The organism is Citrobacter sp. Cpo040 (assembly GCF_030332915.1).
GTDB classification, from domain to species: Bacteria; Pseudomonadota; Gammaproteobacteria; order Enterobacterales; family Enterobacteriaceae; genus Citrobacter; species Citrobacter portucalensis.
In genome coordinates this window covers 369029-384374 of sequence record NZ_JAOWGX010000037.1, presented here as the reverse complement: position 1 = coordinate 384374, position 15346 = coordinate 369029, and the positions used below count along the sequence as shown (strand labels likewise).

General features: G+C 54.4%; 14 protein-coding genes. 12 read left to right on the top strand and 2 right to left on the bottom strand.

Annotated elements, in window-relative coordinates; translation table 11 throughout:
* Window positions 1-2 precede the first annotated feature (2 nt).
* The 5 genes from pgaB (at window position 3) to OGX86_RS20275 (ending at window position 4455) form a co-directional block, all read left to right on the top strand.
* A complete protein-coding gene (gene pgaB, locus OGX86_RS20295) occupies window positions 3-2024 on the top strand; it encodes a poly-beta-1,6-N-acetyl-D-glucosamine N-deacetylase PgaB (protein WP_032944882.1) in 2022 nt (673 codons plus the stop codon).
* A complete protein-coding gene (gene pgaC / locus OGX86_RS20290) occupies window positions 2021-3355 on the top strand; it encodes a poly-beta-1,6-N-acetyl-D-glucosamine synthase (protein WP_003033859.1) in 1335 nt (444 codons plus the stop codon). Before pgaB ends, pgaC begins: the two co-directional genes overlap by 4 nt.
* On the top strand, window positions 3352-3858 hold the full coding sequence (pgaD, locus tag OGX86_RS20285; RefSeq protein WP_003825542.1) for a poly-beta-1,6-N-acetyl-D-glucosamine biosynthesis protein PgaD: 507 nt from the start codon (window positions 3352-3354) through the stop codon (window positions 3856-3858). The genes pgaC and pgaD overlap by 4 nt, the downstream gene beginning before the upstream one ends.
* Window positions 3859-3940: 82 nt before the next feature.
* Complete coding sequence (gene yjdI / locus OGX86_RS20280; RefSeq protein WP_003825544.1) at window positions 3941-4171, top strand: 4Fe-4S mono-cluster protein YjdI; 231 nt, start codon at window positions 3941-3943, stop codon at window positions 4169-4171.
* 11 nt (window positions 4172-4182) lie between these two features.
* Window positions 4183-4455 (top strand): GNAT family N-acetyltransferase, encoded by a 273-nt coding sequence (locus OGX86_RS20275; protein WP_003033869.1) that lies wholly within the window; start codon window positions 4183-4185, stop codon window positions 4453-4455.
* Window positions 4456-4497: 42 nt separating this feature from the next.
* Here OGX86_RS20275 and OGX86_RS20270 read toward each other — a convergent pair whose 3' ends face one another.
* Complete coding sequence (locus tag OGX86_RS20270; RefSeq protein ID WP_149608196.1) at window positions 4498-5427, bottom strand: LysR substrate-binding domain-containing protein; 930 nt, start codon at window positions 5425-5427, stop codon at window positions 4498-4500.
* Between the two features lie 390 nt (window positions 5428-5817).
* Between OGX86_RS20270 and OGX86_RS20265 the strand changes: the two genes are divergently transcribed.
* The 7 genes from OGX86_RS20265 (at window position 5818) to OGX86_RS20235 (ending at window position 14321) form a co-directional block, all read left to right on the top strand.
* Window positions 5818-6423 (top strand): ankyrin repeat domain-containing protein, encoded by a 606-nt coding sequence (locus OGX86_RS20265; protein ID WP_038633392.1) that lies wholly within the window; start codon window positions 5818-5820, stop codon window positions 6421-6423.
* Window positions 6424-6438: 15 nt separating this feature from the next.
* A complete protein-coding gene (locus tag OGX86_RS20260) occupies window positions 6439-7338 on the top strand; it encodes an oxamate carbamoyltransferase subunit AllH family protein (RefSeq protein ID WP_491700869.1) in 900 nt (299 codons plus the stop codon).
* Window positions 7316-8863 carry an acyl-CoA synthetase FdrA gene (gene fdrA, locus OGX86_RS20255; protein ID WP_168978772.1) on the top strand — a complete coding sequence of 516 codons (1548 nt, stop codon included), beginning with the start codon at window positions 7316-7318 and terminating at the stop codon, window positions 8861-8863. Before OGX86_RS20260 ends, fdrA begins: the two co-directional genes overlap by 23 nt.
* Complete coding sequence (locus OGX86_RS20250) at window positions 8863-10281, top strand: YlbE family protein (RefSeq protein ID WP_008785728.1); 1419 nt, start codon at window positions 8863-8865, stop codon at window positions 10279-10281. The genes fdrA and OGX86_RS20250 overlap by 1 nt, the downstream gene beginning before the upstream one ends.
* A 117-nt stretch (window positions 10282-10398) precedes the next feature.
* The gene (locus OGX86_RS20245; protein ID WP_003825560.1) at window positions 10399-11949 is read left to right on the top strand and encodes a hypothetical protein; all 1551 of its coding nucleotides are present in this window, start codon (window positions 10399-10401) and stop codon (window positions 11947-11949) included.
* Between the two features lie 26 nt (window positions 11950-11975).
* Window positions 11976-12926, top strand: a complete 951-nt coding sequence (locus OGX86_RS20240) for a carbamate kinase family protein (protein ID WP_286640535.1) — start codon at window positions 11976-11978, stop codon at window positions 12924-12926.
* A 12-nt stretch (window positions 12927-12938) separates the two neighbouring features.
* Complete coding sequence (locus tag OGX86_RS20235) at window positions 12939-14321, top strand: amidohydrolase family protein (protein WP_286640534.1); 1383 nt, start codon at window positions 12939-12941, stop codon at window positions 14319-14321.
* 45 nt (window positions 14322-14366) lie between these two features.
* Here OGX86_RS20235 and OGX86_RS20230 read toward each other — a convergent pair whose 3' ends face one another.
* Window positions 14367-15263, bottom strand: a complete 897-nt coding sequence (locus OGX86_RS20230; RefSeq protein WP_048225418.1) for a nickel/cobalt efflux protein RcnA — start codon at window positions 15261-15263, stop codon at window positions 14367-14369.
* Between the last annotated feature and the right edge of the window lie 83 nt (window positions 15264-15346).

The window sequence follows — 15346 nt, the reverse complement described above, 5'->3', positions numbered from 1 at the left end:
TCATGCTGAAAAGATGCCTGTGGCTTAGCGCATTAATCGCTGGCTGGTTGATGATTACCGCGTGCAGCAGCGCGCACAATACAACGCCTCGCTATGTTCCTCCCGCAGAGAGAACACCGCTGACGGCGGATCATCCGTGGCCGAAAAATAGCTTTCTGGTGCTCGGCTACCATGATGTGGAGGATGGTGCAGCCGACCAGCGCTACCTCTCTGTGCGTACCAGCGCGTTGAGCGACCAAATGGCCTGGCTGCGTGATAATGGCTATCAGCCGATCAGCGTGCAGCAAATTCTGGACGCCCATGACGGTAAAATTGTACTGCCGGAAAAAGCGGTATTACTCACCTTTGACGACGGATATAGCAGTTTTTATACCCGCGTCTGGCCATTGCTGAAAGCCTACAACTGGCCTGCACTCTGGGCACCAGTAGGCAGTTGGGTTGATGCGCCAGCCAACAAAAAAGTCGATTTTGGCGGCTTAATGACCGCGCGAGACAAATTCGCCACCTGGAAAATGGTCGAAGAAATGGGCAAGTCGCCGTTGGTGGAAGTCGGTGCGCACACCTGGAACTCGCACTTTGGCGCTGAGGCCAACCCGCAGGGGAGTAAAGAGCCCGCTGTGGCGAACCGCCTGTATGATAAGAAAACCGGCACTTACGAAACGGACGAACAGTACACGCGACGTATAAACACGGATATCTCTCTGATCACTAACAAGATCAAAGCGGTGACCGGCAAATCGCCGCGCGCGTGGGTATGGCCTTACGGCGCAGCCAACGGCACAACGTTAAACCTGGCCAAAGAGCATGGCTATAAGATGGCCTTTACGCTTAATGAAGGGTTGGCGAATGCCGCGTTTCTCGATGATATTCCGCGCGTGCTGATCTCTGATAACCCATCCCTTAAGCGCTTTGCCAGTCAGGTCGCTCAGGTCCGTGAACCACAGACGATGCGCGTGATGCATGTCGATCTGGATTACGTGTATGACAAAGACCCTGCTCAGCAGAAGCGAAATATCGATAAGCTGATCCAGCGCGTTTATGACATGCGTATTTCCCATGTCTTCCTGCAGGCGTACGCCGATCCGCAGGGCGACGGGAATATTCGTGAGGTCTATTTCCCCAACCGCTGGCTGCCGATGCGTGCCGATCTGTTTAACTATATCTCCTGGCAGTTACAAACGCGGGCCGGGGTGACGGTGTATGCCTGGATGCCGGTTCTGGCTTTCGATCTCGACGCGTCCATTCCACGCGTAACCGCATGGGATCCGAAAACGGGACGCACTGCTATCAATCATGAGAACTATGTTCGTCTCTCGCCCTGGGACAGCGAAGCGCGCAAACGCATCACTGAAATCTATGAAGACCTGGCGAAGCACGCCAGCTTCAAAGGTATTTTGTTCCATGACGATGCTTTCCTGACGGATTTTGAAGATGCGTCACCGGAGGCGTTAGCCGCCTACCGTGCCGCAGGGCTTCCGGGCAGTATCGAGCAAATACGTAATAATCCTCAGGCGTTCGAGCGCTGGACTCGCCTGAAAAGTAAGATGCTGATTGACTTCACCAAACAACTGACCCGGACGGTGCGTAATATTCGCGGTCCACAGGTGCAAACTGCGCGCAATATATACGCCATGCCGGTACTGGAGCCTGAAAGTGAAGCCTGGTTTGCACAAAACCTGAATGATTTCCTCAATACCTATGACTGGACGGCGCCGATGGCGATGCCATTCATGGAACAGATCCCGGCCAATGATGCCAACGCATGGCTTGACCGACTGGTGAATGCCGTTGCACAAACCCCTGGGGCGCTGGATAAAACCGTGTTTGAACTGCAGGCACGAGACTGGCGTAAATCCGGGGATCAGGCTGAAATCAGCGGAAAACAAATAGCCGAATGGATGCGCCAGCTGAAATTAAGCGGTGCAGGTAACTACGGCTATTACCCGGATGATTTCATCAGCGACAAACCTGAGATGTCAGAGATTCGCTCGACGTTCTCCTCATACTGGTATCCGCAAAAATGACCGATCGCATTATTGCTTTCCTGATACTTTGTCTGATGTTCAGCCTGCCGTTTGGCGTGGCTGTCATCTTTACAGGTGAAGTGATGTTGAACTTCGTCTTCTTCTGGCCATTGTTCATGTCTGCTTTGTGGATAAGCGGCGGGGTCTATTTCTGGTTTTACCGTGAACGTCACTGGAAATGGGGAGATGACACGCCACCACCAACCCTGCCGGGGAATCCACTGGTTTCCATTCTGATCCCCTGTTTTAACGAAGGGATCAACGCGCGTGAAACCATTGAGGCAGCACTGGCACAGCGATATAAGAATATCGAAGTGATCGCCATCAACGATGGCTCGACGGATGACACTCACGACGTGCTGGAACAACTGGCAGTGGAATACCCCAGCCTGCGGGTGATTCATCTGGCTGAAAACCAGGGTAAAGCGCTGGCGCTCAAGACCGGTGCAGCCGCTGCGCGCAGTGATTACCTGGTGTGCATTGATGGCGATGCGTTACTGGATCGTGATGCCGTTGCCTATATTGTGGCTCCTCTGATCCAGTTCCCGCGCGTTGGTGCAGTGACGGGGAACCCGCGTATTCGAACCCGCTCTACGTTAATCGGTCGTGTGCAGGTCGGTGAGTTCTCTTCCATTATCGGCTTAATTAAGCGTACTCAGCGAGTCTATGGGCAGATCTTTACCGTTTCCGGCGTAGTTGCGGCGTTTCGCCGTCGCGCGTTGGCCGAGGTCGGTTACTGGAGCCCGGACATGATCACCGAAGATATCGATATCAGTTGGAAGCTGCAATTGCGCCACTGGTCGGTATTCTTTGAGCCGCGCGCACTGTGCTGGATCCTGATGCCTGAAACATTAAAAGGGCTATGGAAGCAGCGTTTGCGCTGGGCGCAGGGTGGTGCAGAGGTGTTTATCGTTAACATGCGTCGTCTGTGGTCGTGGGAGTTCCGTCGCATGTGGCCGCTGTTTCTTGAGTTCTGTTTTTCTACCGCCTGGTCGTTTGCCTATGCGATCAGTATCGTGCTGTTCCTGTTAGGACTGATGATCCCGATGCCGGACTCGCTGTATGTACAGCATCTTTTCCCGCCAGCCTTTACCGGGCTTATCCTCGGCGTGGTGTGCTTGCTGCAGTTTGCGGTGAGCCTGATGATTGAACGACGCTATGAAAAAGGCATTGGCGCCTCGTTGTTCTGGATTATCTGGTTCCCGGTGGTGTACTGGATGCTAAGCCTGTTCACCACGCTGGTCGCGTTCCCGAAAGTGATGCTCAAACGCAAACGTGGCAGAGCGCGTTGGGTGAGTCCTGACCGCGGTATTGGGAGGATCGAATCATGAACCAGCCACTGATCTTCACAGAGCGGCGTTTGCTGCCGCGCATCATCGATGTGTTGTTGACGGCCATCGCATGGGTTGGATTTATCTATTTGATCTATAAAGGGCTGATCACGGCCCTGGCGCATTCACCGTATATGGGCGTGCGTCCCTTTTTCACCACGCTGGATACGGTCACGTTTTATATCCTTGTCGCCCTGGTCAACGGACTGGTGCTGATCGGCTGGGCGAAATACAACCAGTTTCGTTTTCGGGTCGAACGCCGCAGTCGCAGACCCGGGCTTGAAGACCATGAGCTGGCAGAAAGTTTGCGTATTACCCGGGAGCTGGTTACGGAACTGAACAAGGCGAGGGTGCTGACGGTCCACCATCATGAGAATGGCGAAATCAGTCATATCGATGTGGACAGGGATATTGCCGATAACCGCCTCCCGCCGCCGACGCCTGCGATGCTGGAGTATTTGCCGCCAGAGCCGCAGCCGTCGATACAGAAAAAGCCTGAATGATATTTCTGCTTTCAGCCGCTTCCTTCAGCCTCGCATAGGTCTATGATTAGACCCAGACAATAAAAAAATGCGAGGCAATGTCGTGGATAAGGAACTACTGGATGCAGGTTACCGGGCCTATACCGGCGAGAAAATTGACGTCTACTTCAACACGGCGATGTGTCAGCATTCGGGCAATTGCGTGCGGGGAAGCGCGAAGCTGTTTAACCTGAAACGTAAACCGTGGATTATTCCGGATGAAGTGGACGTTGCCACGGTCATCAAGGTCATCGATACCTGTCCGAGCGGTGCGCTGAAATATCGCCAAAAATGAGTGAGGGAAGCATGGAAATTCTTGCAGGCCATAACAAGTTTTATGTCAATGATGCTGAGGGCAACCAGGTTGCCGAGATTGTTTTCGTGCCGACGGGCGAGCATCTGAGCATCATTGAACATACCGATGTCGATCCCAGTCTGAAAGGTCAGGGCGTCGGCAAACAGCTGGTGGCGAAAGTGGTAGAGAAGATGCGCGCTGAAAACCGCAAAGTTATTCCGCTGTGCCCGTTTGCCAAACATGAATTTGATAAAACCCGCGAGTACGACGATATCCGCGCCTGATTATCTAATATGCACCGGAAGGTATAACAGCCATCCGGTGCATCACGCCCGATGCAGTAAATCCTGATAAATCCCCGTCAGTATCCCTTGCGGGCCAAACTCTTTTTTAATCCACTGAGTGACACGACCGGTTGCCGAATGCTGGGTTGCCAACAGCATTCGTGAATCCTGACGCGGGTTGTGGATCTGCCGTGTCACCAGCAACGACTTTTCCATCGCCTCGCGCACCATATAGTCTGGCAGAAAACCGATGCCCTCCCCCAGGATCTGGCACTGGCACTTGGTATTAAAATCGGGAACCAGAATCGACTCCTGTCCGTGTAACAGCCAGCCGACCTTCTTATTGATGGTATGTGCGGTGTCTTCCACCATGATGTTCGGGTACAGGCGCAGTTGGCTCTCAGAAATGGGTTCAGGCATAAACGCCAGCGGATGATCCGGGGCAATCGCGAACGACCAACGGATCGCGCCGATCTCGGTGTAATCAATTCCGCCGCCGTCCAGTAATGTATCGGGCGCGCCAATGGCGATATTGGCCTGGTTGTTGATGATCGAATCCCAGACGCCGTTATACACCTCTGTGGTGACGGTTATCTGGCAGGTTGGAAACTGTTTCTTGAGTACCTGCAGCAGCCGCGCCGTATGTTGAGGGGTATACAACAGCTGGTTAATGCAGATGCGCACCCGAGCCTCAATTCCCTGAGCGATGGTATCAATGCTGCGCTTGATTGCGTGGAAATCGTTGAGCAGGTCGGTCGCCTTACGAAACAGATAGCGTCCGGACTCGGTCAGCTCAATGCTGCGAGTACTGCGGGTAAACAGCACCACGTCGAGACCCATTTCCATGCGCTTAATGGTGTAACTAATTGCCGATGTGGTTAAGCCAAGCTCCTCCGCTGCCTTGCTGAAACTGCTATAGCGGGCAGCCATCGTAAATGCCAGTAGGTTTTCCTCGGTAAATATTGAATTCATCTTTCTCCCCTCCGGCGACAATGCGCATCCGCAACACGATGATTGTTGAATGTATTTGTAATCCTTATACAGAGCAATCAGTTTTGAACAGAATTTAACACCAGTTTTACATTTGATTTGAAGGCAATCACACTTCTGTATTTTAATTGCAGGCCGCTATCCGTGCAGCATACCGCCTGATTTCCCGGACTACTGATTAGTGGCTAAAAGGGGCCCAGCCATAAGGGAAAGATTGCACTACAGCACGTTTTGTCCTCATTGTTAAAATTGATTCAATAATCGATGCGCTAACGATGAATGAAATTTAAGCGGATGTTATTCTCTGCACTCTATTGCTATTCTCAGGTTATCGGATATTTAAAAAGTCTAAAAAACTGCAGGAGAGCGATTATGTCAGAGAAAGAACTCATTACTGAATTTCTGCTGGCGGCAGAACAGGGCAATGCCGATGGATTAAAATCCTGTCTGGCAAAAAATGTGGATATTAACGCCACTAACCGCCAGGGGCGTACTGCCATTATTATTGCCAGCCTGAATAAACATTATGACTGTGTTTCTTTATTGATTGCTGCGGGTGCCGATATTAATAAACAAGATCAAACTTGTTTTAACCCCTTCCTGATTAGCTGCCTGACGAATGATTTAACGCTGTTGCGTACGGTATTACCGGCTAACCCCGACCTCAATTGCCTGAGCCGTTTTGGCGGCGTTGGTATTACACCTGCCAGCGAAAAAGGTCATGTCGAGATCGTGCGCGAGCTGCTGCTGCGTACCGATATCAATGTCAACCATACTAATTTTGTTGGCTGGACGCCGCTCCTGGAAGCCATCGTGCTAAATGACGGCGGTGCGAAGCAGCAGGAGATCGTTAAGCTGCTGCTCGACCATGGCGCAAACCCGCACATGACGGATAAATACGGTAAAACCCCGCTGGAACTGGCGCGAGAGAAAGGGTACCACGAAATTGCCGAGCTGCTGATTGCGGCCGGAGCCTGACACAGGAGCGCCATTATCGCTACGCCATCACGGCGATGCGTACGGGCGCTAACCGCAGACAGCGCGTTTCTCACTTTCCGGGGAACGGGACGGGTTGAACAGGTTTTTTCTCACGCGGTAAACCTGTTGATACCCGAACAGCAGCGACTGTTGACGTTACTGAGTGAAGATTGTGATAACGCACCTAACAGCTGTCGGTTGGCGCTGACGCATTGTGAAGACCTGTTTCACCCCGGTGAGCGGGTCAATTTTAGCGGGTCGGGAATAGTTGTTGGCAATGATAAATGGATAGAAACCGCCGGTTGCCTGCTGTGGCGAATACCACGGTGGACATCTGATGCAGCAAGCCTTGCCGCAGTCGGCTGGCAGTATTGGGAAGAGGTTATCCGCCAACAGCTAAGAAGCGACGACACATTATTTCTGTACCGGGGTGACAATCCGTTTTATCAGGAAATCACCCGTCAATTACTCAACCGCCGACAAACATTACTGATGGCGTTGCGTACAGGAGAAAATATTACTACGGCGGTCAGCCATTTAATTGGTTTGGGGATAGGGCTGACGCCCTCATCGGATGATTATTTAGTAGGCTTAAGCACTATTTTATTTATTCCCGGACATCCGCTGAGGAAATATCGAGATGATTTTTTAGTAGCATTGCAACGTGCAGGAAATAATACAACGCTACTTAGCAAAATAACGCTAGAGGAAGCATTTAATCAGCGTTATCGGGAAAGCATCGGCCGGCTGCTGAACCAATTTATTACTGAGCAACAACTCGTTTCTACGCAATATATTACTGACATTAAAAATATCGGTTCAAGTTCTGGCTGCGACATGCTGTATGGCATGGCGGATGCCTGCGCCCTGAGCCACAGGTCCGGAGGGAATTATGTCGATCAGGATAGTTGTTAAAAAGAACACGTATTTTGATTCTGTCTCACTGATGTCTATCTCCACGCGCGCAAATAAGCTCGATGGCGTTGAGCAGGCGTTTGTGGCTATGGCGACAGAGATGAATAAGGGTGTGCTGAAGAATCTCGGCCTGCTGACGCCTGAGCTGGAAGAGGCGAAAAGTGGCGATCTGATGATTGTCATTAAAGGCGCCAGCGAGGCGGCGAACGACCAGACGCTGATGGCGATTGACGATCTGTTTACGCATAAAGAGCAGGGTGGCCAGCATGAATCGCGCTATGCCACGCTTGCCAGCGCGAAGAAGCATGTTCCTGAGAGCAATCTGGCGGTGATCTCGGTCAATGGCCTGTTTGCCGCGCGTGAAGCGCGCCAGGCGCTGCAAAATAACCTCAATGTGATGCTGTTCTCTGACAACGTCTCTCTTGAGGACGAGCTGGCGCTTAAGCAGCTGGCGCATGAAAAAGGACTGTTGATGATGGGGCCAGATTGCGGAACCGCCATCATTAACGGCGCGGCGCTGTGTTTTGGCAACGCGGTGCGTCGCGGCAACATCGGAATTATTGGTGCCTCCGGTACCGGTAGCCAGGAGCTGAGCGTACGCATTCACGAGTTTGGCGGCGGAATTTCCCAGTTGATTGGCACAGGTGGACGCGATCTGAGTGAAAAGATTGGCGGCCTGATGATGCTTGACGCGATTGGCATGCTGGAGGCCGATCCGCAAACTGAGATCATCGCACTTATCTCCAAACCGCCTGCGCCAGCGGTGGTGCGCAAGGTGCTGGAACGTGCGCGCGCCTGTCATAAGCCCGTGGTGGTGTGTTTCCTCGGACGTGAAGCCGCGCCTGCGGATGAAAAAGGCCTACAGTTTGCCCGCGGTACTAAAGAGGCGGCGTTGAAAGCGGTACTGCTGACCGGCGTGAAAAAAGAGAGTCTGGATCTACATCCGCTCAACTGGCCGCTGATTGAAGAGGTTCGCGCCCGTCTGACTCCACAGCAAAAGTACATCCGTGGCTTGTTCTGCGGCGGCACGTTGTGCGATGAGGCGATGTTTGCTGCCATGGAAAAACATGCCGAAGTTTACAGCAACATTCATCCGGATCCGGCGTTCCGCCTGAAAGATCTCAACCGCAGCGTGGCGCATACCTTCCTCGATTTCGGTGATGACGATTTTACCAATGGCAAACCGCACCCGATGATCGATCCCACCAACCGCATTAGTCGTCTGTTACAGGAAGCGCGCGATCCTGAAGTTGGCGTGATCGTGATGGACTTCGTCCTTGGATTTGGATCGCATGAAGATCCGGTTGGCGTGATGCTCGATGCGATCGTTGAAGCCAAAGCGATCGCCGCCGCAGACGGTCGTCCGCTTGAGATCCTCGGCTATGTGCTGGGAACCGATCTTGATACGCCGTCGCTGGAAAAACAGTGTCAGATGCTGACCGACGCCGGGGTTATCTGGGCGAGCAGTAGCACCAACACCGGATTGCTGGCGCGTGAATTTATCTGTAAAGGGGAGGAAGCCTGATGAGCCAGACACTGTTTAACCAGCCGCTGAACGTGATTAACGTTGGCATCGCAATGTTCAGCGATGACCTGAAAAAGCAGAACGTACCGGTGACCCAGCTCGACTGGACGCCGCCGGGCCAGGGCAACATGCAGGTGGTAGCGGCACTGGATGACATTGCCGATTCACCGTTGGCAGACAAAATCGCGGCCGCTAACCAGCAGGCGCTGGAACGCATTATCCAGTCGCATCCGGTGCTGATTGGCTATGACCAGGCGATCAACGTCGTGCCGGGCATGACCCGTAACACCATCCTGCACGCCGGGCCGCCAATCCGCTGGGAAAAAATGTGCGGCGCAATGAAGGGGGCGGTAACCGGGGCGCTGGTCTTTGAAGGGCTGGCGAAAGATCTGGATGAAGCCGCCGAACTGGCCGCCTCGGGTGAAATCATCTTCTCTCCGTGCCACGAGCATGACTGTGTCGGCTCGATGGCGGGCGTGACGTCGGCATCGATGTTTATGCACATCGTCGAGAACAAAACCTATGGCAACCGCGCATATACCAATATGAGCGAGCAGATGGCGAAGATCCTGCGTATGGGCGCGAACGATCAGAGCGTTATCGATCGTTTGAACTGGATGCGCGATGTGCTGGGACCGATGCTGCGCGATGCTATGAAGCTGGCGGGCGAAATCGATCTGCGCCTGATGCTGGCGCAGGCATTGCACATGGGTGATGAGTGCCATAACCGCAACAACGCCGGGACGGCGCTGCTGATTCAGGCGCTGACGCCGTGGATTATTCAGACCGGCTATCCGGTTGAGCAGCAACGTGAGGTGTTCGAGTTCGTCCTTAGTAGTGATTACTTCTCCGGACCGACCTGGATGGCGATGTGTAAAGCCGCAATGGACGCTGCACACGGTATTGAATACAGCACCGTGGTGACGACGATGGCGCGCAACGGCGTTGAGTTCGGTCTGCGCATTAGCGGCTTACCGGGCCAGTGGTTTACCGGTCCGGCGCAGCAGGTGATTGGGCCGATGTTTGCGGGCTACAAGCCGGAAGATTCCGGACGTGATATCGGCGATAGCGCGATAACAGAAACCTACGGCATTGGCGGTTTCGCGATGGCGACGGCACCGGCCATCGTAGCGCTGGTGGGCGGTACGGTCGAAGAGGCCGTTGATTTCTCTCGCCAGATGCGAGAAATCACTCTCGGCGAAAACCCCAACGTCACCATTCCACTGCTTGGTTTTATGGGCGTACCGACCGCTATCGATATTACGCGTGTAGGCAGCACCGGCATTCTGCCGGTGATCAACACCGCTATTGCGCACAAAGACGCGGGGATCGGCATGATCGGCGCCGGAATAGTTCACCCGCCGTTCGCCTGTTTTGAAAAGGCGATCCTCAACTGGCGCGACCGCTACTGCCAATAACAATAACCGGGGCTAACGCGATTAGCCCCACAGTAGCGAAGCGAAAAACGTTGCTTACCTGCAGGGCTGGGCGATCTCCGCGATCGCAAACGATGCTTAACCTGTTAAGGATATTCCATGAACAGCATAAAACTAGAATGGAAACGTGGTGACTGGGCGGCTTACTTTGGGCTGATGACCAACAACCTGACTAACCTGCTGACAATGATGGGACTACTCATTTTTGTCGTCGGGATCCCTACCGAAATTGTCTACGGTCGTATTGCGCCTGCCTTTGGTCTGGCGGTGCTGGTGGCCAGCGTCTGCTACGCCTGGTTTGGTCTGCAGATGGCTAAGCACACCGGGCGTAACGACGTAACGGCGCTGCCGTCCGGACCGAGTGCACCGTCAATCTTCACCGTGACCTTCCTGGTGCTGATGCCGGTTTATCAGCAAACCAAAGATGCCAACTTCGCTATCCAGATAGCCCTGGTGTGGTGCTTTGTCGAAGCGTTGATCCTGGTCGGCGGCTCCTTCCTGGGCGAGACCATCCGCAAGATGATCCCGCGTACGGTACTGCTTTCTTGTCTGTCCGGCCTGGGGCTGTTGCTGCTGGCGATGAACCCGATGCTGCAGGCATTCGAAGCGCCGACGGTTTCTTTCATCGTCCTGTTGCTGATCTTCATTAACTGGTTCGGTAAGAAGCCGATTTTTGCCCGTATTCCTACCGGTTTACTGCTGCTGATTGCCGGTACGGCCCTGGCGTGGATCTCCGGTTTACAAAGCCCGGAAGCCATTAAAGCGTCGATGTCTTCCTTTGGCTTCAACCCGCCGGAAATTCATGTCGACAGCTTCCTGCAAGGTTTGCCGCACGCACTGCCGTATCTGGCTTCTGCTGTTCCTCTGGGCCTGGCGAACTACATTTTTGACCTTGAGAACATTGAAAGTGCGCACGCGGCGGGGGATGAGTACAACACCCGTAAGGTCATGATGGCGAACGGCTTTGCCTCCATGCTCGGCTGCATGCTGGGTAACCCGTTCCCGGTGACCGTATATGTTGGGCATGCGGGCTGGAAAGCGATGGGGGCCAGCATCGGCTATACCCTCGCTTCAGGCATCACCATGTTCCTGGTGCCGCTGTTTGGGCTGGGCGCGTTTATGCTCGCCATTATTCCGATGACCGCGATAGTGCCAATTCTGGTGTTTATCGGCGTGGTGACCGCCAACCAGGTGGTGCGAGAAACGCCCAAAGTCGAGGTTCCCGTTATCTTCATCTGTCTGTTCCCGTGGATCGCCAACTGGGCATTGACCATCGTCAACAGCGTGATGGGTGCCGCCGGAACTTCCGCGGGGAAACTGGGTAGTGACTTGCTGCACAGCAAAGGTGTCTATTACGACGGACTGGTGCATCTGGGAAGCGGCGCGCCGTTGGCCAGCATGCTGTGGGGCTGCGTCGCTATCTTCGCCATTATGAACAAGCCGCTGCGCGGCGCGATTGCCGCAGCCTTTGGCGCGCTGTTATCGCTGTTTGGCGTGATCCACTCTCCGGCGGTTGGCTTTGCGGAAGGCAGCTCGATGATGTTTGTTGTGGCCTACCTGATGATGAGCGGCATGTTTGTCCTCAAGCATGTTCTTGATAGCCGTGAAGCGGTGACTGCGCCTGAGCAGGAACCGACGAAAACGACCTGAATTGCCTGCAAGCGGAAGATAACACTATGAAAGAACTTGTGGTCGTTGCCATTGGCGGCAACAGCATTATCAAAGATAACGCCAGCCAGTCGATTGAACACCAGGCTGAAGCGGTGAAAGCGGTAGCGGATACGGTGCTGGAGATGCTGGCATCGGACTACAACATTGTGCTGACGCACGGTAACGGGCCACAGGTAGGGCTGGATCTGCGGCGTGCGGAAATCGCGCACGAGCGTGAAGGGCTGCCGCTTACCCCGCTGGCAAACTGCGTTGCCGATACGCAGGGCGGTATCGGTTATCTGATCCAACAGGCGCTGAATAACCGTCTGGCGCGGCGCGGTGAGCAGAGGGCAGTTACGGTGGTCACGCAGGTGGAGGTCGACAAAAACGATCCGGGCTTCGCTAATCCGACCAAGCCCATTGGAGCGTTCTTTAGCGAAGTGCAGCGTGATGAACTGCTGCGGGTCAATCCGGGCTGGCGCTTTGTTGAGGATTCGGGGCGCGGCTACCGTCGGGTAGTCGCCTCTCCACAACCGAAGCGCATTGTCGAGGCGGAGGCGATCAAAACGCTGACCCAGCAAGGCTTTGTGGTTATTGGCGCGGGCGGCGGCGGGATCCCGGTGGTGCGTAGCGATCAAGGGGATTACCAGAGCGTGGACGCGGTGATTGATAAAGATCTCTCCACGGCGCTACTGGCGCAGGAGATCCGCGCCGACATTTTGGTGATCACCACCGGCGTCGAGCAGGTCTGTATTCATTTTGGCAAACCCAACCAGCAGGCGCTGGATACGGTGGATGTCGCAACGATGACCCGTTACATGCAGGAGGGACATTTCCCGCCTGGCAGCATGTTACCCAAGATCGTTGCCAGCCTGGCGTTTCTGGAGCGTGGCGGTAAACGAGTGATCATCACCACGCCGGAATGCCTGCCTGCCGCACTGCGCGGCGAAACGGGCACCCATATTGTCCATTCCTGAGAGGAGACGTGAATGAAGGAAAGTAACAGCCGCCGTGAATTTTTAAGCCAGAGCGGAAAAATGGTGACCGCTGCCGCGCTGTTTGGCGCGGTTGCTCCGGTCGCGTATGCTGCTAATCCTGTCGGGAACACCTGCGGGTCGAAGAGCACAATGACGATTAACGATAAACACTATTACCTGGATAACGTCCTGCTGGAAGCGGGCTTTGATTACGAAAACTCGGTGGTGGTGCACACCCGTACCGCGCTGCAAACCGTTGAAATCCAGGACGGAAAAATCGTTGCGCTGCGCGAGAATAAGCAGCATCCGGATGCGACGCTGCCGCACTACGATGCGGGTGGAAAGCTGATGCTGCCCGCCATGCGCGACATGCACATCCATCTGGATAAAACCTTTTACGGTGGCCCCTGGCGTTCGCTGAACCGTCCGGCTGGCACCACTATTCAGGATATGATCCGCCTGGAACAAAAGCTGCTGCCTGAACTCCAGCCTTATACGCAGGAGCGCGCAGAAAAGCTGATCGATCTGCTGCAATCAAAAGGCACCTCGATCGCCCGCAGCCACTGCAACATAGAACCGGTTTCCGGGCTGAAAAATCTCGAAAACCTGCAGGCGGTACTGGCGCGTCGTCAGTCGGGTTTTGCCTGTGAAATCGTGGCATTTCCGCAGCATGGCCTGCTGTTATCAAAATCTGAACCGCTGATGCGTGAAGCGATGCAGGCGGGAGCGCATTACGTCGGCGGTCTGGACCCAACCAGCGTCGATGGGGCGATGGAAAAATCTCTCGACACCATGTTCCAGATTGCGCTGGATTACGATAAAAGCGTGGATATCCATTTGCATGAAACCAGCCCGGCGGGCGTGGCGGCGGTGAATTACATGGTGGAAACGGTGGAGAAAACGCCGCAATTAAAGGGCAAATTGACCATCAGCCACGCGTTTGCGCTGGCAACGCTGAACGAACAGCAGGTGGATGCGCTGGCGAGCCGCATGGCGGCACAGCAGATTACCATTGCCTCGACGGTGCCGATCGGCACCTTGCACATGCCGCTCAAGCAGTTGCGCGATAAAGGCGTGGAAGTGATTACCGGAACCGACAGCGTAATTGATCACTGGTCGCCGTACGGGCTGGGCGACATGCTGGAAAAGGCAAATCTGTATGCGCAGCTCTATATTCGCCCCAACGAACTCAACCTGTCGCGGGCGTTGTTCCTCGCCACCGGCGATGTGTTGCCGCTTAACGATAAAGGTGAGCGCGTCTGGCCGAAAGCGCAGGATGAAGCCAGCTTTGTGCTGGTGGATGCCTCCTGTTCGGCAGAAGCGGTCGCGCGAATTTCCCCACGCACCGCGACTTTCCATAAAGGGCAACTGGTGTGGGGGAATGTCGCAAGCTAGTCTGGTTTTTCGCGCAGCGGCAAGCGCTGCTGCGCTCTCTTAGCGTTAACCGACGATCCCCATATAGCCGTGAATCCCCATATATAAGCCGACCATCGCAATGAGCACACTGGAAAAATAGGGTGCTTTGCGGGCCATCGTGTTAAATCCGCTCCAGCGTTTGGCCGCCTGCTGCACGCTGATTGCCGCTCCCACGCCCACCGTTACCAGCGTCAGCGCCAGCCCGAGGCTGAAGCACAGTACCATGGTCGCGCCCAGCGTGAAGGCTTTGAGCTGGATGCAAATTAGCAGCACCGTAATGGCGGCTGGGCACGGGATTAGCCCGCCGGTCAGACCGAACAATAATATTTGGCCGTTGGTGACCTCTTTGCCCGCAAAGCGGCGCTGAATATCGGTGGCATGCGCCCGTTCGTGGGCATCCTGATACTCTTTCGATCCTTCGGTGAGTCCTGCCAGTGCGGCATGGTCGTGATTATGCTCGTGTTCGTGATGATGATGATGATCGTCATCGTGGTCATGATGATGGCGGTGATGGTCATCATGATCATGGTGGTGGTGATGCTCGTGATTGTGGTCGTGATGCATCTGGGCCAGCCAGTTCTGCTCTCCCTGCCAGGTTCGCCAGAACATCCAGAATGCGGTCCCGAGAATAATAATCGCCGAGACAAACTGCAGCCATGGCTCAACGGCCTGGGCAGTAAACGCTTTGCTGATATACATCCCACCGAGCGCAATCAGCCATACCACGGCGGTATGCGACAGCGTTGCTGCCAGCCCCAGCATCACCGCCTGTTTGATGGTCCCCTTAATGGCAATAATAAAGGCCGCCATCATCGTCTTGGAATGCCCCGGCTCCAGGCCGTGTAACACACCCAATAGAATCGCGCTGGGAATGAAAAACCAGGCGTTACCTTGCTGAAGAAGCGTAGAAAACTCACCCATGAGAATGATTCTTAGTTGTTTAATTTCGCCTGATTCTACTCCCCCCCAGTATCAAATACTACCCCCCAGTAGAATGTCGATGG

Coding starts and splice junctions, on each gene's coding strand:
- OGX86_RS20265 (WP_038633392.1), top strand. CDS start 5,818: ATGTCAGAGAAAGAACTCATTACTGAATTTCTGCTGGCGGCAGAACAG.
- pgaB (WP_032944882.1), top strand. CDS start 3: ATGCTGAAAAGATGCCTGTGGCTTAGCGCATTAATCGCTGGCTGGTTG.
- OGX86_RS20235 (WP_286640534.1), top strand. CDS start 12,939: ATGAAGGAAAGTAACAGCCGCCGTGAATTTTTAAGCCAGAGCGGAAAA.
- pgaC (WP_003033859.1), top strand. CDS start 2,021: ATGACCGATCGCATTATTGCTTTCCTGATACTTTGTCTGATGTTCAGC.
- OGX86_RS20240 (WP_286640535.1), top strand. CDS start 11,976: ATGAAAGAACTTGTGGTCGTTGCCATTGGCGGCAACAGCATTATCAAA.
- OGX86_RS20270 (WP_149608196.1), bottom strand. CDS start 5,427: ATGAATTCAATATTTACCGAGGAAAACCTACTGGCATTTACGATGGCT.
- OGX86_RS20250 (WP_008785728.1), top strand. CDS start 8,863: ATGAGCCAGACACTGTTTAACCAGCCGCTGAACGTGATTAACGTTGGC.
- OGX86_RS20275 (WP_003033869.1), top strand. CDS start 4,183: ATGGAAATTCTTGCAGGCCATAACAAGTTTTATGTCAATGATGCTGAG.
- OGX86_RS20245 (WP_003825560.1), top strand. CDS start 10,399: ATGAACAGCATAAAACTAGAATGGAAACGTGGTGACTGGGCGGCTTAC.
- fdrA (WP_168978772.1), top strand. CDS start 7,316: ATGTCGATCAGGATAGTTGTTAAAAAGAACACGTATTTTGATTCTGTC.
- OGX86_RS20230 (WP_048225418.1), bottom strand. CDS start 15,263: ATGGGTGAGTTTTCTACGCTTCTTCAGCAAGGTAACGCCTGGTTTTTC.
- pgaD (WP_003825542.1), top strand. CDS start 3,352: ATGAACCAGCCACTGATCTTCACAGAGCGGCGTTTGCTGCCGCGCATC.